The following is a 21,529-nucleotide window of genomic DNA, read 5'->3' as shown; positions in this document are numbered from 1 at the left end:
TTAGTTAAGTACTTAAGCGGCAACTAAACTGATGGGCCTGTCTTCGTGTGTTTTTTCACAGAGCACAGGAAGACAGGCTCCAAACAAACCATTAGACAGATAAGGAATACCACCATGTCAGAACGTTTAAACAATGACGTGGATCCGATCGAAACCCGCGACTGGCTGCAGGCGATCGAATCGGTCATCCGTGAAGAGGGTGTTGAGCGAGCTCAGTTTCTGATTGATCAGGTATTGGGAGAAGCCCGCAAAGGCGGCGTTAACGTTGCGGCCGGTGCTGCAGCGCACAACTACGTCAACACCATCGCGGTAGAAGACGAACCGGCTTACCCAGGCAACCTGGATCTGGAACGCCGCATTCGCTCTGCGATCCGTTGGAATGCGATCATGACCGTTCTGCGCGCATCCAAGAAAGACCTGGAGCTGGGCGGCCACATGGCTTCCTTCCAGTCTTCCGCGACCTTCTATGAAGTCTGCTTTAACCACTTCTTCCGCGCACGCAACGAGAAAGACGGCGGCGACCTGGTCTACTTCCAGGGCCACATCTCTCCGGGCGTTTACGCGCGCGCCTTCCTTGAAGGCCGCCTGACCGAAGAACAGATGAACAACTTCCGTCAGGAAGTGCACGGCAACGGTCTGTCCTCTTACCCGCATCCTAAGCTGATGCCGGAATTCTGGCAGTTCCCGACCGTATCCATGGGCCTGGGCCCAATCAGCGCCATCTATCAGGCGAAGTTCCTGAAATACCTGGAACACCGCGGCCTGAAAGACACCTCTGAGCAGACCGTTTACGCCTTCCTGGGCGACGGCGAGATGGATGAGCCGGAATCCAAAGGCGCCATCACCATCGCCACCCGCGAGAAGCTGGACAACCTGGTGTTCGTCATCAACTGCAACCTGCAGCGCCTGGACGGCCCGGTCACCGGTAACGGCAAGATCATCAACGAACTGGAAGGCATCTTCTCCGGCGCAGGCTGGCAGGTGCTGAAAGTGATCTGGGGCGGCCGTTGGGACGAGCTGCTGCGCAAAGACACCAGCGGTAAACTGGTTCAGCTGATGAACGAGACCCTGGACGGCGACTACCAGACCTTCAAATCCAAAGACGGCGCTTACGTGCGCGAGCACTTCTTCGGCCGTTACCCGGAAACCGCGGCGCTGGTCAAAGACATGACCGACGACGAAATCTGGGCGCTGAACCGTGGTGGTCACGATCCGAAGAAAATCTTCGCTGCACTGAAAAAAGCGCAGGACACCAAAGGCAAACCGACCGTTATCCTGGCCCACACCATCAAAGGTTACGGCATGGGTGAAACCGCGGAAGGTAAAAACATCGCTCACCAGGTGAAGAAAATGAACATGGAAGGGGTTCACCACTTCCGCGATCGTTTCAACGTGCCGGTTGCCGATGCTGACATCGAAAAACTGCCGTACATCACCTTCGAGAAAGATTCCGAAGAGTACAAATACCTGCACGAACGTCGCCAGGCGCTGAAAGGCTACGTGCCTACCCGTCTGCCGGAGTTCACCCAGAAGCTGGAAATGCCGGCGCTGGAAGATTTCAGCTCGCTGCTGGAAGAGCAGAACAAAGAGATCTCCACCACTATCGCCTTCGTGCGTGCCCTGAACGTGATGCTGAAGAACAAGTCGATCAAAGATCGCCTGGTGCCAATCATCGCCGACGAAGCGCGTACCTTCGGTATGGAAGGTCTGTTCCGTCAGATCGGTATCTACAGCCCGAACGGCCAGCAGTACACCCCGCAGGACCGTGAGCAGGTTGCTTACTACAAAGAAGACGAGAAAGGCCAAATCCTGCAGGAAGGCATCAACGAACTGGGCGCAGCCTCTTCCTGGCTGGCCGCAGCGACCTCCTACAGCACCAACGATCTGCCGATGATTCCGTTCTACATCTACTACTCGATGTTCGGTTTCCAACGTATCGGCGACCTGTGCTGGGCAGCGGGCGACCAACAGGCGCGCGGCTTCCTGATCGGCGGGACCTCGGGCCGTACTACCCTGAACGGCGAAGGTCTGCAGCACGAAGATGGCCACAGCCACATTCAGTCTCTGACCATCCCTAACTGCATCTCTTACGATCCGGCTTACGCGTACGAAGTGGCGGTGATCATGCACGACGGTCTGGTGCGCATGTATGGCGACAACCCGGAAAACGTGTACTACTACCTGACCACGCTGAACGAAAACTACCACATGCCTGCGATGCCGCAGGGTGCGGAAGAAGGTATCCGCAAGGGTATCTACAAGCTGGAAACGCTGGAAGGCAGCAAAGGCAAGGTGCAGCTGCTGGGCTCCGGCGCCATCCTGCGCCACGTGCGCGAAGCTGCGCAGATCCTGGCGAAGGACTACGGCGTGGGTTCCGACACCTACAGCGTGACCTCATTCACCGAACTGGCGCGCGACGGCCAGGATTGCGAGCGCTGGAACATGCTGCACCCAACCGAAACGCCACGCGTGCCTTACATCGCTCAGGTGATGAGCGACGCGCCGGCGGTAGCCTCTACCGACTACATGAAACTGTTCGCCGAACAGGTTCGTACTTATGTGCCGGCCAGCGATTATCGCGTACTGGGCACCGACGGCTTCGGTCGTTCGGACAGCCGCGAAAACCTGCGTCACCACTTCGAAGTCGATGCGTCCTACGTGGTGGTTGCTGCTCTGGGTGAACTGGCTAAACGCGGTGAGATCGAAGCTTCTGTGGTTGCTGACGCAATCAAGAAATTCGACATCAACCCGGAAAAAGTTAACCCGCGTCTGGCCTAAGAGGTACTGAATAATGTCTATCGAAATCAACGTACCGGACATCGGTGCAGATGAAGTCGAAATCACCGAGATTCTGGTGAAGGTCGGCGATAAAGTTGAAGCGGAACAATCGCTGATCACCGTGGAAGGCGACAAGGCTTCCATGGAAGTGCCCTCCCCGCAGGCGGGCGTGGTGAAAGAGATCAAAGTGGCGGTCGGCGATAAAACCGAAACCGGCAAACTGATCATGATCTTCGAAGCGGCAGGCGCAGCGGAAGCTGCACCGGCGGCGAAAGCGGAAGAAAAACCGGCAGCAGCAGCTGCTGCCCCGGCTGCCGCTGCGGCCAAAGACGTTGCCGTGCCGGACATCGGCGCCGACGAAGTTGAAGTGACCGAGATCCTGGTGAAAGTGGGCGACAAGGTGGAAGCCGAGCAGTCCCTGATCACTGTGGAAGGCGACAAGGCTTCCATGGAAGTCCCTGCGCCGTTCGCGGGCACCGTGAAAGAGATCAAGATCGCGACCGGCGACAAAGTGAAAACCGGTTCCCTGATCATGGTGTTCGAAGTGGCCGGCGCCGCTTCCGCTGCTGCTCCGGCTGCGGCTGAAGCACCGGCTGCCGCTGCAGCGCCTGCGGCCTCTGCGGCCAAAGACGTCGCCGTGCCGGACATCGGCGGTGACGAAGTCGAAGTGACCGAAGTGATGGTCAAGGTAGGCGACAAGGTTGCCGCCGAGCAGTCTCTGATCACCGTGGAAGGCGACAAGGCCTCCATGGAAGTGCCTGCGCCGTTCGCGGGCACCGTGAAAGAGATCAAGATCGCGACCGGCGATAAAGTGAAAACCGGCTCCCTGATCATGGTGTTCGAAGTGGAAGGCGCTGCGCCTGCCGCTGCCGCCGCGCCAGCCGCTAAAGCGGACGCTGCGCCGGCGCCGGCCGCCGCTAAAGCCGCCGCTCCGGCTGCGAAAGCTGAAGACAAAGGCGAGTTCGCCGAGAACGCGGCCTACGTGCACGCGACTCCGGTCATTCGTCGTCTGGCGCGTGAATTCGGCGTTAACCTGGCGAAAGTGAAAGGCACCGGTCGTAAAGGCCGCATCCTGCGCGAAGACGTTCAGGCTTACGTGAAAGACGCGGTGAAACGCGCTGAAGCGGCTCCGGCTGCTGCCGGCGGCGGTCTGCCGGGCATGCTGCCATGGCCGAAAGTGGACTTCAGCAAGTTCGGCGAGATCGAAGAAGTCGAAATGGGCCGCATCCAGAAGATCTCTGGTGCGAACCTGAGCCGCAACTGGGTGATGATCCCGCACGTGACTCACTTCGACAAAACCGACATCACCGATCTGGAAGCGTTCCGCAAGCAGCAGAACGAAGAAGCGGCCAAGCGCAAGCTGGACGTGAAGTTCACGCCTGTCGTGTTCATCATGAAAGCCGTTGCTGCCGCTCTGGAGCAGATGCCGCGCTTCAACAGCTCGCTGTCCGAAGACGGTCAGAAGCTGACGCTGAAGAAATACATCAACATCGGCGTGGCGGTAGATACCCCGAACGGCCTGGTGGTTCCGGTGTTCAAGGACGTGAACAAGAAGAGCATCACCGAGCTGTCTCGCGAGCTGATGACCATCTCCAAGAAAGCGCGCGACGGCAAGCTGACCGCGGGCGAGATGCAGGGCGGCTGCTTCACCATCTCCAGCCTGGGCGGTATCGGGACGACTCACTTCGCGCCGATCGTCAACGCGCCGGAAGTGGCTATCCTGGGCGTCTCCAAGTCTGCGATGGAGCCGGTCTGGAACGGTAAAGAGTTCATGCCGCGCCTGATGATGCCGATGTCGCTGTCCTTCGACCACCGCGTTATCGACGGTGCCGATGGTGCGCGCTTCATCACCATCATCAACAACATGCTGTCCGACATTCGCCGTCTGGTGATGTAATGCAAAAGGGGCGCAGCATGCTGCGCCCCTGACGATTCTGTAGCAGTTTTGTCGGATTTTGCATAACTCGACAAAATTGTTGAGACACGGGTCACTCGAACACGCTTTGCAGATTATTAACAATTCTGTAAACTGCTCGCGGTGTAAGCGTCCCGGTGGATGAAGGGCGTTATGAGATCGATTAGCAATAAAAATGACGTCTGACCCGCCGGACAATCAATTAAGAGGTCATGATGAGTACTGAAATTAAAACTCAGGTCGTGGTACTTGGGGCGGGCCCGGCAGGTTACTCTGCAGCCTTTCGTTGCGCTGACTTAGGTCTTGAAACCGTTCTGGTTGAACGTTATTCCACTCTGGGCGGGGTTTGCCTGAACGTGGGATGTATCCCTTCCAAAGCACTGCTGCACGTTGCCAAAGTGATCGAAGAAGCCAAAGCGCTGGCCGAACACGGCATCGTTTTCGGCGAGCCGAAAACCGACATCGACAAAGTGCGCGTCTGGAAAGAAAAAGTCATCACTCAGCTGACCGGCGGTCTGGCTGGCATGGCCAAAGGCCGTAAAGTGAAAGTGGTCAACGGCCTGGGCAAGTTCACCGGCGCTAACACCCTGGTTGTGGAAGGCGAAAACGGCCCAACCACCATCAACTTCGACAATGCCATCATCGCCGCAGGTTCTCGTCCGATCCAACTGCCATTCATTCCTCATGAAGATCCACGCGTGTGGGATTCTACCGATGCGCTGGAACTGAAAACCGTCCCAGAGCGTCTGCTGGTTATGGGCGGCGGCATCATCGGCCTGGAAATGGGCACCGTATACCATGCGCTGGGTTCACAGATCGACGTCGTTGAAATGTTCGATCAGGTTATCCCGGCGGCAGATAAAGACGTGGTGAAAGTCTTCACCAAACGTATCAGCAAGCAGTTCAACCTGATGCTGGAAACCAAAGTGACCGCGGTAGAAGCCAAAGAAGACGGCATCTACGTCACGATGGAAGGTAAAAAAGCGCCGGCAGAACCACAGCGTTACGACGCGGTGCTGGTGGCGATCGGCCGCGTGCCGAACGGCAAACTGCTGGATGCTGGCAAAGCCGGTGTGGAAGTTGACGAGCGTGGCTTCATCAACGTCGACAAGCAGCTGCGCACCAACGTGCCGCACATCTTCGCCATCGGCGACATCGTCGGTCAGCCGATGCTGGCGCACAAAGGCGTGCACGAAGGCCACGTCGCCGCAGAAGTTATCGCCGGCATGAAGCACTACTTCGATCCGAAAGTGATCCCATCCATCGCTTACACCGAGCCGGAAGTGGCGTGGGTGGGTCTGACCGAGAAAGAAGCGAAAGAGAAAGGCATCAGCTACGAAACCTCCACCTTCCCGTGGGCGGCTTCCGGCCGTGCGATCGCTTCCGATTGTGCAGACGGCATGACCAAACTGATCTTCGACAAAGAAACTCACCGCATCATCGGTGGCGCGATTGTCGGCACCAACGGCGGCGAGCTGCTGGGTGAAATCGGTCTGGCTATCGAAATGGGCTGCGACGCGGAAGACATCGCGCTGACCATCCACGCTCACCCGACCCTGCACGAATCCGTGGGCCTGGCGGCGGAAATCTACGAAGGCAGCATCACCGATCTGCCTAACCCGAAAGCCAAGAAGAAGTAATTCTGCTGGTTTGACCGGTCATCAAGCGGCTCCTGAAAAGGGGCCGTTTTTTTACTCAGATGCAGAACGCGATTTTTTGTGGCCGCTGCGCCAAATTCCGATCCTCATGCTTATATCCACTCTAATTATATGGATATAATGTCCTGCTAGTCCGGCAGCCGATTACGCTGCGCTCAACGATTCAGCAAAGATTTAATGTTGCTTTTATGTGAACGAATTAACAACCGTTTCAAATCCTGATATGCTGGCTGAGCGGAACCGGGCACTGTACCTTACAGTCCAGGACATCGACAGCAGTGCCCCGTCAGGATAGATGGCATCAATATCGCCGTGCGCTCTACCCATCAGTCTTTCATGCTGTAACGCTGTTTGACCGTGCTTGTTTGCCCCAATCACCGTTTCGGGGCCTTTACGGGCCGATCGCCTAGCCACAGAGTGAAACCCAAAGGGTATAAACCCGGTTTGCATATACGCCAGGCACAATAAATGACAATGAGAGCGAGGAGAACGTCGTGCTAGAAGAATACCGTAAGCACGTAGCCGAGCGTGCTGCTGAGGGCATCGCCCCTAAGCCGCTAGACGCCACCCAAATGGCCGCGCTGGTCGAACTACTGAAGAATCCGCCAAAAGGCGAAGAAGAATTCCTGTTAGACCTGCTGATTAACCGTGTTCCACCGGGCGTCGACGAAGCCGCCTACGTCAAAGCAGGTTTCCTGGCGGCCATCGCCAAAGGTGAAGCGACATCCCCCCTGGTTACCCCCGAGAAAGCCATTGAACTGTTAGGCACCATGCAGGGTGGCTATAACATTCATCCGCTGATCGAAGCGCTGGACAACGAAAAGCTGGCGCCGATCGCCGCCAAAGCGCTGTCCCACACGCTGCTGATGTTCGACAACTTCTACGACGTGGAAGAGAAGGCCAAGGCCGGTAACCCGCACGCCAAACAGATCATGCAGTCCTGGGCCGATGCCGAATGGTACCTGTCGCGCCCGGAACTGGCGGAAAAGATCACCGTCACCGTGTTCAAAGTGACCGGCGAAACCAACACCGACGACCTGTCTCCGGCGCCGGACGCCTGGTCGCGCCCGGACATCCCGCTGCACGCGCTGGCGATGCTGAAAAACGAACGTGAAGGCATCGTGCCGGATCAGCCTGGCAGCGTCGGCCCGATCAAACAGATCGAGCTGCTGAACAAGAAAGGCTTCCCGCTGGCCTACGTCGGCGACGTGGTCGGCACCGGTTCCTCCCGTAAATCCGCCACCAACTCGGTGCTGTGGTTCATGGGCGACGACATCCCGCACGTGCCGAACAAGCGCGGCGGCGGCGTGGTGCTGGGCGGCAAGATTGCGCCTATCTTCTTCAACACCATGGAAGATGCCGGCGCCTTGCCGATCGAAGTGGACGTGTCCGAGCTGAACATGGGCGACGTGATTGACGTTTACCCGTACAAAGGTGAAGTGCGCAACCACGAGACCGGCGCGCTGATCGCCAACTTCGAGCTGAAAACCGACGTGCTGCTGGATGAAGTGCGCGCCGGCGGCCGTATCCCGCTGATCATCGGCCGCGGCCTGACCACCAAGGCGCGCGAAGCGCTGGGTCTGCCGCACAGCGACGTGTTCCGCATCGCCAAACCGGTAGCCGCCAGCAGCAAAGGCTTCTCGCTGGCGCAGAAAATGGTCGGCCGCGCCTGCGGCGTCGCCGGCATTCGCCCTGGCGAATACTGCGAACCGAAGATGACCTCCGTCGGCTCTCAGGACACCACCGGCCCGATGACCCGCGATGAGCTGAAAGACCTGGCCTGCCTCGGCTTCTCCGCCGATCTGGTCATGCAGTCGTTCTGCCACACCGCTGCGTACCCGAAACCGGTCGACGTGACCACGCACCACACGCTGCCTGATTTCATCATGAACCGCGGCGGCGTCTCGCTGCGCCCGGGCGACGGCGTGATCCACTCCTGGCTGAACCGCATGCTGCTGCCTGACACCGTCGGCACCGGCGGCGATTCCCATACCCGCTTCCCGATCGGCATCTCCTTCCCGGCCGGTTCCGGCCTGGTGGCGTTTGCCGCCGCGACCGGCGTCATGCCGCTGGATATGCCTGAGTCGGTGCTGGTGCGCTTCAAAGGCAAAATGCAGCCGGGCATCACCCTGCGCGATCTGGTGCACGCCATCCCTTACTACGCGATCCAGCAAGGTCTGCTGACCGTCGAGAAGAAGGGCAAGAAAAACATCTTCTCCGGCCGCATTCTGGAGATCGAAGGCCTGCCGGATCTGAAGGTCGAGCAGGCGTTTGAGCTGACCGATGCGTCCGCCGAACGTTCCGCCGCCGGTTGTACCATCAAGCTGGACAAGGCGCCGATCGAAGAGTACCTGAACTCCAACATCGTGCTGCTGAAGTGGATGATCTCCGAAGGCTACGGCGATCGCCGTACGCTGGAGCGCCGTATTCAGGGCATGGAAAAATGGCTGGCGGATCCGCAACTGCTGGAAGGCGATGCGGATGCGGAATACGCAGCGGTGATCGACATCGATCTGAACGAGATCAAAGAGCCGATCCTGTGCGCACCGAACGATCCTGACGACGCACGCCTGCTGTCCGACGTGGCCAACAGCAAAATCGATGAAGTGTTCATCGGTTCTTGCATGACCAACATCGGCCACTTCCGTGCGGCCGGCAAGCTGCTGGATCAGCACAAGGGCCAGCTGCCGACCCGTCTGTGGGTGGCGCCGCCAACCAAGATGGATGCGGCTCAGCTGACCGAAGAAGGCTACTACAGCGTCTTCGGCAAGAGCGGCGCGCGTATCGAGATCCCGGGCTGCTCGCTGTGCATGGGTAACCAGGCGCGCGTGGCGGACGGCGCGACGGTGGTCTCCACCTCAACCCGTAACTTCCCGAACCGTCTGGGCACCGGCGCCAACGTCTATCTGGCGTCTGCCGAACTGGCCGCGGTAGCGTCCCTGCTGGGCCGCCTGCCGACGCCGGACGAGTACCAGACCTATATGGCGCAGGTCGACAAGACGGCGGCGGATACCTACCGCTACCTGAACTTTGACCAGCTGGGGCAGTACACCGAAAAAGCCGACGGCGTGATCTTCCAAACCGCCGTGTAAGCCGCTATATTGCGCAGCTGTTTAACGGGAGGCCTTGGCCTCCCGTTTTATTTTGCTCAGTTGCCAACTTTGCGAGCGCTCACTGAGTTAGTCAGCCATTTATGTTTACACTAAGAAAAAGGGCTCAGGAGGGCATGCTATGGATTACGAATTTCTGCGTGACGTCACCGGTCAGGTGATCGTCAGATTTTCGATGGGGCATGAAGCGATTGGCCACTGGATCAACGAAGAAGTCAAAGGCGATTTCAACCTGCTGGACCGCATTGAAGCCGGTGCGGCCGAGGTCAAAGGCAGCGAGCGTCAATGGCAGCTGGAAGGCCATGAATATACGCTGCTGATGGATGGTGAAGAAGTGATGATCCGCGCCAATCAGCTGGAGTTCGAGGGCGATGAAATGGAAGAGGGGATGAACTATTACGACGAAGAAAGCCTCTCATTCTGCGGCGTTGAGGATTTCCTGCGGGTGTTGAAAGCCTATCGTTCTTTCATGCTGAAGTACTAAGCATCAGGGCGCGGCGTGCCGCGCCCTTTCCATCACAGATGCGGAATATTGCGGCCGTAATAGATTTCCTGCATCTCTTTCCATAACAGATCGGTGATCTGCTTGCGCTCGGCGGCGCTCAACGCCTCCGGCTCCGCGTTAAACAGGTAGTGCTTCAGATCGAAATCCTTCAGCAACATCTTGGTATGGAAGATATTTTCCTGGTAAACGTTCACGTCCATCATGTGGTACAGCGCCTTGATGTCTTCCGACATAAAGTTCTGGATCGAATTAATCTCATGATCGATGTAATGTTTCACGCCGTTCACGTCGCGGGTAAAACCACGCACGCGATAGTCCATGGTGACGATGTCGGATTCCAGCTGGTGAATTAAATAGTTCAGCGCCTTGAGGGGCGAAATTACGCCGCAGGTCGAAACCTCGATATCGGCGCGGAAGGTGCACAGCCCGCCTTCCGGATGGCTTTCCGGGTAGGTGTGTACGCAGATATGGCTTTTGTCCAGGTGCGCGACGACCGTATTTGGCAGCGGACCGGGGTGTTCCGACGTATCGACGTCTTTCGGATCGATCGGCTCTTCGCTGACCAGGATGGTGACGCTGGCGCCCTGCGGCTCGTAGTCCTGACGCGCGATGTTCAGAATATTGGCGCCGATGATCGAGCAGGTTTCGCTCAGGATCTCGGTCAGCCGGTTGGCGTTATATTGTTCGTCTATGTAGGCGATATAGCCGTCGCGATCGTCCGCGGTTTTGGCGTAACAAATATCGTAAATACAAAAACTCAGGCTCTTGGTCAGGTTGTTGAAGCCGTGCAGTTTTAGCTTATGCAATTTGGGCCACCTCCTTTATCTTCTCGCTTAACGTGTTACGTTCAGGGCATTGAGCAAATATTGCGGCAGGGCAAAGCTGCCGACGTGAATTGCCGGGTTGTAATAACGGCAGTGTAGGCCGCTTTGGTTAAAGCGCTGTTGCAGGGCAGGCAGATCGCGCTGGCGCAGCGCCGGGTCCTGGCTCGCCCAGGCGAAGGTCATGATGCCGCCGTAATAGGTCGGGATCGCCGCCTGATAGAAGCTGACGTCGCTAAAGTAGCGGCTCAGTTTGGCGTGGCTGTTGACCGCCTCGTCCTGCTGCAGAAAACAGACGCCGTTTTGCGCGACGAAAATGCCGCCCTCATTCAGGCAGCGGGCGCAGCCTTCATAAAACGCCGAGGTGAACAGGCTTTCGCCGGGGCCGATCGGATCGGTGCAGTCGGAGATGATCACATCGAACGTTTCGTCGGTTTGATTCACGAAGTTGACGCCGTCGTCGATCACCAGCTTGAAGCGCGGATCGTCATAGGCGCCGGCGCTGTGGTTGGGCAGGTACTGGCGGCAGAACTCGACGACGCCGGCGTCGATCTCGACCATGGTGATCTGCTCCACGCCAGGGTGCCGGCTGACTTCGCGCAGCATGCCGCCGTCGCCGCCGCCGATGATCAGTACTTTCTTCGCCCGGCCGTGCGCCAGCAGCGGCACGTGGGTCAGCATTTCGTGATAGATGAACTCGTCACGCTCGGTGGTTTGCACCACGCCGTCGAGCGCCATCACGCGCCCCAGCTCCGGGTTCTCGAAGATCACCAGATCCTGATGATCGGTCTTCTCGCGGTACAGCACCTTCTCTACCGAGAAGTACTGGCCGAAGCCCGTATGCAGCGTTTCGTACCAAATTTCTTTCTGGGTCATGTGCGGGAAACTCCGTAATAACAGCCATGAAAAATCGGCGCAACATCATAGCTAACTCTGCCTGGCGATGCACGGTTGAATTTCAGACAGAGAGAGCGTTAAGCGGATGGGAGAAGGGGAAAGAATTAATTGGCGTAGGCCAGCAGGCTCAACGAGTCGCGCGCCAGCGATTTGCACTTCTTGGGCGTTGGAATGGCGATGCCGCTGAGATCGCGATAGCTGTCTTCGCCCAGCGCCTTCATATTGAAACTGTTGTAGTTGCTCAAATCCCAGCGGTTTTGTTGCGCGAAATAGACAATGGCGCGTTTGATTTGCGCGTTTGGCAAATCGTTGTAGCCGCAATCATTTTTCAAATAAATAAATACCGCCGTCAGATCGGCCAGATCTTCCGCCTCGGATTCATTCAGCGCCAGACTGGCGTTGGAGAAGCCCAGCATCGCCAGCAACAGCATCGATAACGTTGTTTTTTTCATCATGAAATAGGCCTGTTTGTCGTCTGCTGACGTTACCACACTTGTCTGTAAAGGCACCAAATTTTATTGCCGGCGGGCCGGCGTCGCGCTTGCCAGTCACACTCTCTTGATTGTGAGGCATAGCTTAAAATACCGCCAGGAAAGGCTTGACCTTCCGCCTGGGGGAAGGTTTAGGCTGGCGGCATTGAGTTATGTCACTGAGAAAAGGGAGTCAGCGATGTTACGCCGTGATTTTATTAAATTAACCGCCGCGCTGGGCGCGGCGAGCGCATTGCCGTTATGGAGCCGAGCCGCCTTAGCGGCCGAGCGGCCGGCCCTGCCGGTACCGCCGCTGTTGACGCCCGACGCGCAGGGAAAGATTGCGCTGGCGCTGCAGGCGGGGGAAACCCGCTGGTTGCCCGGCGCCGCCACCAAAACCTGGGGATTCAACGGCGCGCTGCTTGGGCCGGCGGTGAAGCTGCAGCGTGGCCAGCCGGTGACGGTCGATATCAAAAACCGCCTGGCGGAGGCCAGTACCGTCCACTGGCACGGCCTGGAAATTCCCGGCGACGTCGATGGCGGCCCGCAGGCGCTGATCCATCCCGGCGCGACGCGCACGGTGAATTTCACCGTTGATCAACCGGCGGCCACCTGCTGGTTCCACCCGCATACGCACGGTAAAACCGGCAGCCAGGTGATGATGGGGCTGGCGGGGCTGGTGCTGCTGGAAGATGACGAAAGCGCCAAACTGCCGCTGCCGAAAACCTGGGGGCAGGATGATATTCCGGTGATCCTGCAGGATAAGCGGTTGGGCAAAGACGCGCAGATCGAATACCGCCTGGACGTGATGAGCGCGGCGGTGGGCTGGTTTGGCGATCGCATGTTCACCAACGGCGCGCAGTATCCTCAACATCTGGCGCCGCGCGGCTGGCTGCGTCTACGTTTCCTCAACGGTTGTAACGCCCGCTCGCTGAATCTGGCGGCCAGTGACAATCGTCCGCTGTACGTTATCGCCAGCGACGGCGGTTTCCTGGCGGAGCCGGTGAAGCTGACCGAGCTGCCGATGCTGATGGGCGAACGCTTTGAAGTGCTGGTCGATGCCTCGGATGGGAAAGCATTCGATATCGTGACGTTGCCGGTGAAGCAGATGGGCATGACGTTGGCGCCGTTCGATCAACCGCTGCCGGTGCTGCGCATTCAGCCCTCGCTGGCGCAGGGCATTAAAGCCATGCCGGATAGCCTGGTGAAGCTGCCGACATTGCCTGCCACCGCCGGTATCCAGGAGCGCTGGCTACAGCTGATGATGGATCCGCAGCTGGATATGCTGGGCATGCAGGCGCTGATGGATCGCTATGGCCACCAGGCGATGGCCGGCATGAGCATGAATCATGGCGCGACGGGTGGCGCAGACATGCAAGGCATGGACCACGGTAACATGAAAGGCATGGAGAAGGGCGGCATGCAGGGCATGGATCACGGCAACATGAAAGGCATGGATCATGGCAAGATGGCCGGGATGGATCACGGCGGCGCGCAGGGTAAAGCCAAACCGTTCGACTTCAGCCACGGCAACATGATCAACGGCAAGGCCTTCGACATGACCAAGCCGATGTTCGCCGCCAAACTTGGCCAGTATGAGAAATGGACCATTTCCGGCGAGGGCGACATGATGTTGCACCCGTTCCACATTCACGGCACCCAGTTCCGTATCTTGTCTGAAAACGGCAAACCGCCGGCGGCGCATCGCAGCGGCTGGAAGGACACGGTGCGCGTCGAAGGGTGGCGCAGCGAAGTGCTGGTGCGCTTCGATCATCCGGCAAGCAGCGAACATGCGTATATGGCCCACTGCCACCTGTTGGAACACGAAGATACCGGCATGATGATGGGCTTTACCGTCGACGAATGATCGCGGCCCGGCGCTCATGTGGCGGCGCGCTCGCGTCGCCACCGCTTGGTTCAATGAAAGGAAGTCGTTATACTGATTAAAATATCAGCTGTTGAGGAGTGCGTCATGCCGACAAAATTGGATCCCATCGTTTCTGAGTTTGAGACTCAAGAGCAGGCTGATAGCTATGATCGTTGGTTCAGAAGCACGGTGGAATCTTCCATCAATAGCGACACCCCGCGCGTCCCCCATGACGAGGTCATGGCCGGTGCTCGACACATTATCGAACAGGCAAAAGCCAAAAGAAAATCGGCCTGACCTTCATGTTGATCGTCAAATGGACTGACGAAGCAAAAACGGGTTTATACACGCTGCTTGCCTTTATCGCGGAGCGAAATCCCGTTGCCGCTGAGGCTCTGTTGCAACGCATTGAAGAGTCGGTTATCCCGTTAGCAGAACATCCTTATCTGTTCCGGCCAGGCAGGGTAAACGGGACGCGTGAAATGGTCGTTCATCCTAATTACATTGTGGTTTACCGCGTGCTGGCTGCACATATTGAAATAGTGGGTGTCCTGCATGCTCGTCAGGAATACCCTTAATAAAGAAAACTCCCCTGTCCGGGAGAGAGGCAACTCGTAACGGCCTATGCTAAACTCCGCACCTTTCTTCCGGCAACTGACCTGAATACTATGAAACACACTGTAGACGTAATGATTTCCGAGCAGGAAGTTAAGACCCGTATCGCCGAACTTGGCCGCCAGATCACCGAACATTACCGCGACAGCGGCAGCGACATGGTGCTGGTCGGGCTGCTGCGCGGCTCCTTCATGTTCATGGCCGATCTCTGCCGCGCGATCGACGTGCCGCACGAAGTCGACTTTATGACCGCCTCCAGCTACGGCAGCGGCATGTCCACCACCCGCGACGTGAAGATCCTCAAGGATCTGGACGAAGACATTCGCGGCAAAGACGTGCTGATCGTGGAAGACATCATCGATTCCGGTAACACGCTGAACAAAGTGCGCGAGATTTTGGCGCTGCGCGGGCCGAAGTCGCTGGCGATTTGCACCTTGCTGGACAAACCTGAGCGCCGTGAAGTGCAGGTGCCGGTTGAATATGTCGGCTTCTCGATCCCGGATGAGTTCGTGGTGGGGTATGGCATCGACTACGCTCAGCGTTATCGTCACCTGCCGTACGTCGGCAAAGTGGTGCTGCTGGACGAGTAATTGGATGTGGGGCGCGGCAAGCCGCGCCCGCGGCGGGGTTATACGCCTTTATCCTGCTTCAGTTTGGCTATCGCTTTGCGGTAGCCCATCTCCAGGCTCTCGCGGCTGGTCGCCAGCACTTCCATATCGCGCAGGCGGCCGTCCTGAATGCCGTACACCCAACCGTGGATCATCACCTTCTGGCCGCGCTTCCAGGCCGATTGCATGATGGTGGAGTGGCCCAGGTTGTACACCTGTTCAATGACGTTGATCTCGCACAGCATGTCGAAACGCTGTTCCGGCGGCAGCTCGCCCAGCAGCGAGCTGTGCTTGTACCACAGATCGCGAATGTGCAGCAGCCAGTTGTCGATCAAACCCAGCTCCGGGTTTTCCACCGCCGCCTGCACGCCGCCGCAGCCCAGGTGGCCGCAGATGATGATGTGTTCGACTTCCAGCACATCTACCGCATACTGCACCACCGACAGGCAGTTAAGATCGGTGTGGATTACGAGGTTCGCCACGTTGCGATGGACGAACAGTTCACCCGGCTCGAGGCCGGTCAGGCGTTCTGCGGGAACGCGGCTGTCAGAGCAACCAATCCATAAGAAGCGGGGCTTTTGCGCCTGGGCTAAACGTTCAAAAAAATCCGGGTCTTCCTGACTGATATTGGCCGACCAGGCCTGGTTGTTGGCGATAAGCTCTTCGATTTCTTTCATGGAGGTGATTGACCCGTAACGGACAGATTGCGTTGGGGTAATATAGGGTAAGCGTCACAATTTGGAAATCGGAACAGTGGTGCAGCCTCATTTAGCGCACGGATTCGACGCAGTGAAAATGTCGCCGATGCTAGGATTATCGTTAGTGTTTCAAGCCTCGCAAACAGGGGGGTGGCGGCATACTCATCGTTATAAGGTACTATTTTACATATGAATTATGCACTGGAATTAGCGCAGCTGACCAAGACTTACGCCGGTGGCGTCAAGGCGCTGCGCGGCATTGACCTGAGCGTCGAAGCGGGGGATTTTTATGCCCTGCTGGGGCCAAACGGCGCCGGAAAGTCCACCACCATCGGCATCATCAGCTCGCTGGTGAACAAAACGGCCGGCAGCGTACGGGTATTCGGTTACGACATCGATAAAGACATCGTCAACGCCAAGCGCCAGCTCGGCCTGGTGCCGCAGGAGTTCAACTTCAATCCGTTTGAGACCGTGTTGCAGATCGTGGTGAACCAGGCGGGTTACTACGGCGTCACGCGGCGTGAAGCGATGGCGCGCGCCGAAAAATACCTCAATCAGCTGGATCTGTGGGGCAAGCGCAACGAGCGCGCCCGCATGCTGTCCGGCGGCATGAAGCGCCGCCTGATGATCGCCCGCGCGCTGATGCATCAGCCGAAGCTGCTGATCCTCGATGAGCCGACAGCCGGGGTGGATATTGAGCTGCGTCGCTCGATGTGGGGCTTCCTGAAAGATCTGAACGCCCAGGGCACCACCATTATCCTCACCACCCACTATCTGGAAGAGGCGGAAATGCTGTGCCGCAATATCGGCATCATCCAGAACGGGGAACTGGTGGAAAACACCTCGATGAAGGGGCTGTTGGCCAAGCTGAAGTCGGAAACCTTCATCCTCGATCTGGCGGCGAAGAGCCCGCTGCCGAAGCTGGACGGTTACCGCAGCCGCCTGACGGATACCTCGACGCTGGAAGTGGAGGTGATGCGCGAGCAAGGGCTGAACGGCCTGTTCGCCCAGCTGAGCGCGCAGGGCGTGCAGGTGCTGAGCATGCGCAATAAGGCGAACCGCCTGGAAGAGCTGTTTGTCACCCTGGTTAACGGCAATGGAGAGAAAGCATGACGCGTTTGTATTGGGTGGCCTTACAGAGCATCTGGGCCAAAGAGGTAAACCGGTTCGCGCGCATCTGGATCCAGACCCTGGTGCCGCCGGTGATCACCATGACGCTGTACTTCATCATCTTCGGTAACCTGATCGGCTCGCGCATTGGCGATATGCACGGCTTCAGCTACATGCAGTTCATCGTGCCCGGCCTCATCATGATGGCGGTCATCACCAACTCCTATGCCAACGTCGCCTCGTCGTTCTTCAGCGCCAAGTTTCAGCGCAACATTGAGGAACTGCTGGTGGCGCCGGTGCCGACCCACGTGGTGATCGCCGGCTATGTCGGCGGCGGCGTGGCGCGCGGCATCTGCGTCGGCGTGCTGGTGACCATCATCTCACTGTTCTTCGTGCCGCTGCAGGTGCACGCCTGGTGGGTGATTGCGCTGACGCTGCTGCTGACGGCGATCCTGTTCTCGCTGGCGGGGCTGATCAATGCGGTGTTCGCCACTACTTTCGACGACATCAGCCTGATCCCGACCTTCGTGCTGACGCCGCTGACTTACCTGGGCGGGGTGTTCTACTCGCTGTCGCTGCTGCCGCCATTCTGGCAGGCGGTGTCCAAGCTGAACCCCATCGTTTATATGATCAGCGGCTTCCGCTACGGTTTCCTCGGCATCAACGACGTGCCGCTGGCGTTCACCATGGCGGTGTTGGTGGCGTTTATCGCGGTGTTTTACCTGCTGTCCTGGTACCTGATCGAGCGCGGCCGCGGCCTGCGCAGCTGATCGTATCGCGCCCTCGCTTTCCCGGCGGGGGCGTTTTTCTTGATTTGGCGCAGGCGGCGCGTAAATCAATAGAATTGCTCAAATAACCGCTAGTTCCCCGCTGTTCAAATCGTGCTATGCTGGCGCTCCACATTTCCTCCACTTTTGTCATTACGCACTCGTAAGCAGAACATCATCATGCGGTCTCAATACACGTTAACGGCTGGGTTGCTCGGCATTCTGATGTCGTTGGTTTCCCCTGTGAGCCTGGCTAGTCTGCTGTCGGAAGACAGCGCGGTTAAATCTGAATACATGGAAGCGCAGCGCGATAGCGAAGTCTATGCGTTGGTGGGCGAGCATGTGATCCCGGTAGGGGAAGTGAAGCGCGGGCAACTGCTCCAAGTCTTCCCGGCGGATGCGGAATACTACGAATTCAAATTCGGGCACGGTACCGGCTTTATCGATAAAGACGACGTGCGTGAATTGAAGAAGTCGCGCAAGGTGCAAGACGATCTGGGCGAGCTGAACAAACCGCTGACCAACCAGAATCTGATCACGCAAAAAACGATCGACGTATACACCGCAGCGGACAAGGACAGCGAGGTATTGGGCACGCTGGAAGGCAACCTGCGCTATCCGATCATCGGCAAGCTGAAGGATCGCCTGAACAACACCTGGTACGAAGTCAACATCGGCGAGCGGCTGGGGTTCATTAATGAGTTGGACTGCGAGATCGATAACGGCATACCGGTGCTGACTTACCACCACCTGCTGAAAAACGAAGAGAACAAACGCTTCCGCCACACCTCGACCACCACTTCAGACGTGGCGTTCAGCAACCAGATGACCTACCTGAAGCAGGCGGGCTACGACACCATTTCGCTGTACCAGCTGGAAGCCTACCTGAAAAATCAGATCAACCTGCCGGGCAAGGCGGTCGTGCTGACCTTCGACGACGGGCTGAAATCGGTGTATCGCTACGCTTACCCGGTATTGAAGGATTACGGTTTCCGCGCGACGGCGTTCATCATCTCTTCGCGCATCAAGCGCCATCCGCAGAAATGGAACCCGGACTCGCTGCAGTTTATGAGCGTCTCGGAGCTCAAGCAGATTCAGGACGTGTTCGACGTGCAGTCGCATACCCATTTCCTGCACCGCACCGACGGTAATCGCCAGCCGATTTTGCTGAGCCGTTCGCTGCACAATATCGAGTTTGATTTTGAGCGCTCACGCCGCGCGCTGTCGCAGTTCAATCCGCACGTGCTGTATCTGTCTTACCCGTTCGGCGGCTATAACCAACGGGCGATTCAGGCGGCGCAGGACGCCGGTTTCCATCTGGCGGTGACCACGGTGCAGGGCAAGGTAAAGCCGGGGGATAACCCCTATACGCTAAAGCGGCTGTATATTCTGCGCACCGACTCGATCCAGACCATGGCGGATCGGATAGCCAACAAGCCGGGCACGGTGGTGGTGCAATAAGGAAGAACGGGCGCGCAAGGCGCCCGTTTTATTGTCAGGCGACCTGAACCGGCACGGCTTTCGCCTTGCGCTGCAGGTTGTTGTCACCTTCAAAATAGGCGACTTTCGGGTGGTGTTGGCGGGCGTCGGCGTCGGTCATTTGCACATAGGAGCAGATGATCAGTTTGTCGCCGACGCAGGCGCAGCGCGCGGCGGCGCCGTTGACCGAAATGATGCGCGAACCGCGCTCGGCGGCGATGGCGTAGGTGGAGAAGCGCTGGCCGTTATCCACGTTGTAGATATCGATCGCTTCATATTCCAGAATGCCGGCCGCTTCCAGGAAATCCTGATCGATGGCGCAGGATCCTTCATAGTGCAAGTCAGCCTGAGTGACTTTGACGCGATGCAGCTTGCCTTGCAGCATAGTACGTATCATAGCTTTACCTAACTGAATATCGGCCTTCACAGGCGTTGGGGTTGAACATCTCTCCTGCATCCCTGCAATCTCTATCGTCACCGATTGCCCCGCCATTGTCTACCTATGGTCAGGGCGGTAGGGTGACGACAGTATAAAAAATGACTTACAGCGTCAGGTCAACCTGCTGGTTGTCGATAAGCCGCGCTTTGCCCAGCCAGGCGGCCATCAGCACCACCGCTCGCCGGCTGTCCACCGTCAGCGGCTGCAGGCTGTCGGCGTCGCGAATAAACAGCTCATCCGGCGTAAAGCCGGCGGCGCGCAGCTGCTCGGCGGTCTGCTCCAGCAGCGCTTCGATCTGGCGCTCGCCATTGGCCAGCTGTTGCGCAAGTGCGTTCATGATCTTGCTCAGCTGCGGCGCTACCTTGCGCTCTTCGGCGGTCAGGTAGCCGTTGCGCGAGCTGAGGGCCAGGCCGTCTTTGGCGCGCACGGTCGGCACGCCGACGATATCGATGCCGTAACCCATGTCCGCCACCATTTTGCGGATCAGCGCCAGCTGTTGGTAATCCTTCTCGCCGAAACAGGCCAAATCAGGCTGCACCAGGTTGAACAGCTTGCTGACGATGGTGGAAACGCCGCGGAAGTGGCCCGGCCGGCTGGCGCCTTCCAGGATGGTGGAGATGCCCGGCACGTCGACGTAGGTCTGCTGCTCCAGGCCCTGCGGATAAACCGCGGCCGGGGCCGGCGCGAACACCAGATCGACACCGCGGCGGGTCAGCTTTTCGCTGTCTTCCTGCAGCGTGCGCGGGTAGCGCGCCAGATCGTCCGGGCGATCGAACTGCATCGGGTTAACGAAGATGCTCACCACCACCACGTCGGCGCGGGCGCGCGCTTCATCGACCAGCGTCATGTGGCCGTCGTGCAGGTTGCCCATGGTCGGCACCAGCGCGATGCGTTTGCCTTCCTGGCGCCAGCGGCGGATCTGCTGACGCAGCATCGGCAGGGTTTCGATAATAATCATTGGGTGACTCCTGGAACCATCGCTTAGTTAAAAGAGTGTTCAGCCGCCGGGTAGAGGCCTTGCTCCACTTCCTGAATGTAGTGCTGCACCGCCGTGCGGATATCGCCGCTCTGCGCCAGGAAGTTCTTGGCGAACTTCGGCGTGTGGCCGCCGGTGATGCCGAAGGCGTCGTGCATCACCAGGATCTGGCCGTCGGTGCCGTTGCCGGCGCCGATGCCGATGACCGGAATGGAGAGCGCTTCGGTGATCTGGCGCGCCAGCTCGGTCGGCACGCATTCCAGCACCAGCAGCTGAATGCCGGCCAGTTCCAGATTCTGCGCGTCCTGCAACAGCTGCTTGGCGGCCAGTTCGTCGCGCCCTTGCACCTTATAACCGCCGAACACGTTGACCGACTGCGGCGTCAGGCCCAGGTGGCCGCATACCGGCACCGCGCGCTCGGCGAGCATTTTCACCGTGTCGCACAACCAGCTGCCGCCTTCCAGTTTCACCATGTTGGCGCCGGCGCGCATCAGCTCGGCGGCGTTGGCGAAGGTCTGTTCCGGGGTGGCGTAACTCATGAACGGCAGATCGGCCAGCAGCAGACAGGCCGGCGCGCCGCGGCGCACGGCGCGCGTGTGATAGGCCACGTCGGCGACGGTGACCGGCAGCGTGGAGTCGTGGCCCTGCAGCGTCATGCCCAGCGAATCGCCCACCAACAGGACTTTGATGCCTTGCTCTTCAAACAGTTTGGCAAAGCTGGCATCGTAGGCGGTAAGGGTAGCAAACTTGCGTTGCTCCTGTTTCCACTGGCGCAAGTGGGTCACGGTGGTGGGTTTCATCACAACGTCTCCTGAA

The 21,529-nt window shown here is 58.3% G+C and carries 19 protein-coding genes; 12 read left to right on the top strand and 7 right to left on the bottom strand.

Features of this window, described 5'->3' with window-relative positions; translation table 11 throughout:
- Positions 1-114: 114 nt before the first annotated feature.
- The 5 genes from aceE (at position 115) to yacL (ending at position 9,945) form a co-directional block, all read left to right on the top strand.
- Positions 115-2,778 carry a pyruvate dehydrogenase (acetyl-transferring), homodimeric type gene (gene aceE, locus ACJ8QF_RS16420; protein WP_004937495.1) on the top strand — a complete coding sequence of 888 codons (2,664 nt, stop codon included), beginning with the start codon at positions 115-117 and terminating at the stop codon, positions 2,776-2,778.
- A gap of 13 nt (positions 2,779-2,791) precedes the next feature.
- Positions 2,792-4,675: a pyruvate dehydrogenase complex dihydrolipoyllysine-residue acetyltransferase gene (aceF, locus tag ACJ8QF_RS16415; RefSeq protein WP_004937497.1), complete on the top strand. Its 1,884-nt coding sequence runs from the start codon at positions 2,792-2,794 to the stop codon at positions 4,673-4,675.
- Between the two features lie 233 nt (positions 4,676-4,908).
- Positions 4,909-6,333: a dihydrolipoyl dehydrogenase gene (gene lpdA, locus ACJ8QF_RS16410; RefSeq protein ID WP_004937500.1), complete on the top strand. Its 1,425-nt coding sequence runs from the start codon at positions 4,909-4,911 to the stop codon at positions 6,331-6,333.
- 512 nt (positions 6,334-6,845) lie between these two features.
- On the top strand, positions 6,846-9,443 hold the full coding sequence (gene acnB, locus ACJ8QF_RS16405; protein WP_004937504.1) for a bifunctional aconitate hydratase 2/2-methylisocitrate dehydratase: 2,598 nt from the start codon (positions 6,846-6,848) through the stop codon (positions 9,441-9,443).
- A 139-nt stretch (positions 9,444-9,582) separates the two neighbouring features.
- Positions 9,583-9,945 (top strand): protein YacL, encoded by a 363-nt coding sequence (gene yacL / locus ACJ8QF_RS16400; RefSeq protein WP_016930072.1) that lies wholly within the window; start codon positions 9,583-9,585, stop codon positions 9,943-9,945.
- A 32-nt stretch (positions 9,946-9,977) separates the two neighbouring features.
- Here the strand turns inward: yacL and speD are convergent, their stop codons facing one another.
- From speD to ACJ8QF_RS16385, 3 genes are all read right to left on the bottom strand, one after another.
- Complete coding sequence (gene speD / locus ACJ8QF_RS16395; RefSeq protein ID WP_004937510.1) at positions 9,978-10,772, bottom strand: adenosylmethionine decarboxylase; 795 nt, start codon at positions 10,770-10,772, stop codon at positions 9,978-9,980.
- Positions 10,773-10,799: 27 nt separating this feature from the next.
- Positions 10,800-11,663 (bottom strand): polyamine aminopropyltransferase, encoded by an 864-nt coding sequence (speE, locus tag ACJ8QF_RS16390; RefSeq protein WP_004937512.1) that lies wholly within the window; start codon positions 11,661-11,663, stop codon positions 10,800-10,802.
- 125 nt (positions 11,664-11,788) lie between these two features.
- A complete protein-coding gene (locus tag ACJ8QF_RS16385; RefSeq protein ID WP_004937515.1) occupies positions 11,789-12,136 on the bottom strand; it encodes a YacC family pilotin-like protein in 348 nt (115 codons plus the stop codon).
- A 217-nt stretch (positions 12,137-12,353) separates the two neighbouring features.
- Here ACJ8QF_RS16385 and cueO point away from each other — a divergent pair, with 217 nt between their 5' ends.
- The 4 genes from cueO to hpt all read left to right on the top strand — a co-directional run bounded on the left by cueO (position 12,354) and on the right by hpt (position 15,226).
- Positions 12,354-14,021 carry a multicopper oxidase CueO gene (cueO, locus tag ACJ8QF_RS16380; RefSeq protein ID WP_442537688.1) on the top strand — a complete coding sequence of 556 codons (1,668 nt, stop codon included), beginning with the start codon at positions 12,354-12,356 and terminating at the stop codon, positions 14,019-14,021.
- A gap of 105 nt (positions 14,022-14,126) precedes the next feature.
- Positions 14,127-14,318: a type II toxin-antitoxin system RelB family antitoxin gene (gene relB / locus ACJ8QF_RS16375; protein WP_004937521.1), complete on the top strand. Its 192-nt coding sequence runs from the start codon at positions 14,127-14,129 to the stop codon at positions 14,316-14,318.
- Between the two features lie 5 nt (positions 14,319-14,323).
- Entirely contained in the window at positions 14,324-14,599 is a 276-nt protein-coding gene (locus tag ACJ8QF_RS16370; protein ID WP_004937524.1) for a type II toxin-antitoxin system RelE/ParE family toxin, read from the top strand.
- Between the two features lie 90 nt (positions 14,600-14,689).
- Complete coding sequence (gene hpt, locus ACJ8QF_RS16365) at positions 14,690-15,226, top strand: hypoxanthine phosphoribosyltransferase (RefSeq protein ID WP_048234659.1); 537 nt, start codon at positions 14,690-14,692, stop codon at positions 15,224-15,226.
- Between the two features lie 38 nt (positions 15,227-15,264).
- Here hpt and can read toward each other — a convergent pair whose 3' ends face one another.
- The gene (can, locus tag ACJ8QF_RS16360) at positions 15,265-15,921 is read right to left on the bottom strand and encodes a carbonate dehydratase (RefSeq protein WP_015379031.1); all 657 of its coding nucleotides are present in this window, start codon (positions 15,919-15,921) and stop codon (positions 15,265-15,267) included.
- Between the two features lie 210 nt (positions 15,922-16,131).
- Here can and ACJ8QF_RS16355 point away from each other — a divergent pair, with 210 nt between their 5' ends.
- The 3 genes from ACJ8QF_RS16355 to ACJ8QF_RS16345 all read left to right on the top strand — a co-directional run bounded on the left by ACJ8QF_RS16355 (position 16,132) and on the right by ACJ8QF_RS16345 (position 19,280).
- A complete protein-coding gene (locus ACJ8QF_RS16355) occupies positions 16,132-17,055 on the top strand; it encodes an ABC transporter ATP-binding protein (protein WP_004937534.1) in 924 nt (307 codons plus the stop codon).
- Complete coding sequence (locus ACJ8QF_RS16350; protein WP_004937535.1) at positions 17,052-17,822, top strand: ABC transporter permease; 771 nt, start codon at positions 17,052-17,054, stop codon at positions 17,820-17,822. The genes ACJ8QF_RS16355 and ACJ8QF_RS16350 overlap by 4 nt, the downstream gene beginning before the upstream one ends.
- A gap of 177 nt (positions 17,823-17,999) precedes the next feature.
- Complete coding sequence (locus ACJ8QF_RS16345; protein ID WP_015379029.1) at positions 18,000-19,280, top strand: polysaccharide deacetylase family protein; 1,281 nt, start codon at positions 18,000-18,002, stop codon at positions 19,278-19,280.
- Positions 19,281-19,314: 34 nt separating this feature from the next.
- On the opposite strand, the gene panD is transcribed toward ACJ8QF_RS16345, so the two are convergent.
- The 3 genes from panD to panB all read right to left on the bottom strand — a co-directional run bounded on the left by panD (position 19,315) and on the right by panB (position 21,513).
- Positions 19,315-19,695 carry an aspartate 1-decarboxylase gene (gene panD / locus ACJ8QF_RS16340; RefSeq protein WP_004937544.1) on the bottom strand — a complete coding sequence of 127 codons (381 nt, stop codon included), beginning with the start codon at positions 19,693-19,695 and terminating at the stop codon, positions 19,315-19,317.
- 145 nt (positions 19,696-19,840) lie between these two features.
- Positions 19,841-20,695 carry a pantoate--beta-alanine ligase gene (gene panC, locus ACJ8QF_RS16335; protein WP_442537687.1) on the bottom strand — a complete coding sequence of 285 codons (855 nt, stop codon included), beginning with the start codon at positions 20,693-20,695 and terminating at the stop codon, positions 19,841-19,843.
- Positions 20,696-20,718: 23 nt separating this feature from the next.
- A complete protein-coding gene (gene panB / locus ACJ8QF_RS16330; protein ID WP_004937548.1) occupies positions 20,719-21,513 on the bottom strand; it encodes a 3-methyl-2-oxobutanoate hydroxymethyltransferase in 795 nt (264 codons plus the stop codon).
- Between the last annotated feature and the right edge of the window lie 16 nt (positions 21,514-21,529).

Source organism: Serratia sp. CY81684, from assembly GCF_052166595.1.
Lineage (GTDB): Bacteria > Pseudomonadota > Gammaproteobacteria > Enterobacterales > Enterobacteriaceae > Serratia > Serratia nematodiphila.
This window is presented reverse-complemented; position numbering and strand designations above follow the sequence as displayed.

Coding starts and splice junctions, on each gene's coding strand:
- ACJ8QF_RS16345 (WP_015379029.1), top strand. CDS start 18,000: ATGCGGTCTCAATACACGTTAACGGCTGGGTTGCTCGGCATTCTGATG.
- speE (WP_004937512.1), bottom strand. CDS start 11,663: ATGACCCAGAAAGAAATTTGGTACGAAACGCTGCATACGGGCTTCGGC.
- cueO (WP_442537688.1), top strand. CDS start 12,354: ATGTTACGCCGTGATTTTATTAAATTAACCGCCGCGCTGGGCGCGGCG.
- ACJ8QF_RS16350 (WP_004937535.1), top strand. CDS start 17,052: ATGACGCGTTTGTATTGGGTGGCCTTACAGAGCATCTGGGCCAAAGAG.
- panD (WP_004937544.1), bottom strand. CDS start 19,695: ATGATACGTACTATGCTGCAAGGCAAGCTGCATCGCGTCAAAGTCACT.
- panC (WP_442537687.1), bottom strand. CDS start 20,695: ATGATTATTATCGAAACCCTGCCGATGCTGCGTCAGCAGATCCGCCGC.
- aceF (WP_004937497.1), top strand. CDS start 2,792: ATGTCTATCGAAATCAACGTACCGGACATCGGTGCAGATGAAGTCGAA.
- panB (WP_004937548.1), bottom strand. CDS start 21,513: ATGAAACCCACCACCGTGACCCACTTGCGCCAGTGGAAACAGGAGCAA.
- ACJ8QF_RS16370 (WP_004937524.1), top strand. CDS start 14,324: ATGTTGATCGTCAAATGGACTGACGAAGCAAAAACGGGTTTATACACG.
- can (WP_015379031.1), bottom strand. CDS start 15,921: ATGAAAGAAATCGAAGAGCTTATCGCCAACAACCAGGCCTGGTCGGCC.
- lpdA (WP_004937500.1), top strand. CDS start 4,909: ATGAGTACTGAAATTAAAACTCAGGTCGTGGTACTTGGGGCGGGCCCG.
- relB (WP_004937521.1), top strand. CDS start 14,127: ATGCCGACAAAATTGGATCCCATCGTTTCTGAGTTTGAGACTCAAGAG.
- hpt (WP_048234659.1), top strand. CDS start 14,690: ATGAAACACACTGTAGACGTAATGATTTCCGAGCAGGAAGTTAAGACC.
- yacL (WP_016930072.1), top strand. CDS start 9,583: ATGGATTACGAATTTCTGCGTGACGTCACCGGTCAGGTGATCGTCAGA.
- aceE (WP_004937495.1), top strand. CDS start 115: ATGTCAGAACGTTTAAACAATGACGTGGATCCGATCGAAACCCGCGAC.
- ACJ8QF_RS16355 (WP_004937534.1), top strand. CDS start 16,132: ATGAATTATGCACTGGAATTAGCGCAGCTGACCAAGACTTACGCCGGT.
- ACJ8QF_RS16385 (WP_004937515.1), bottom strand. CDS start 12,136: ATGAAAAAAACAACGTTATCGATGCTGTTGCTGGCGATGCTGGGCTTC.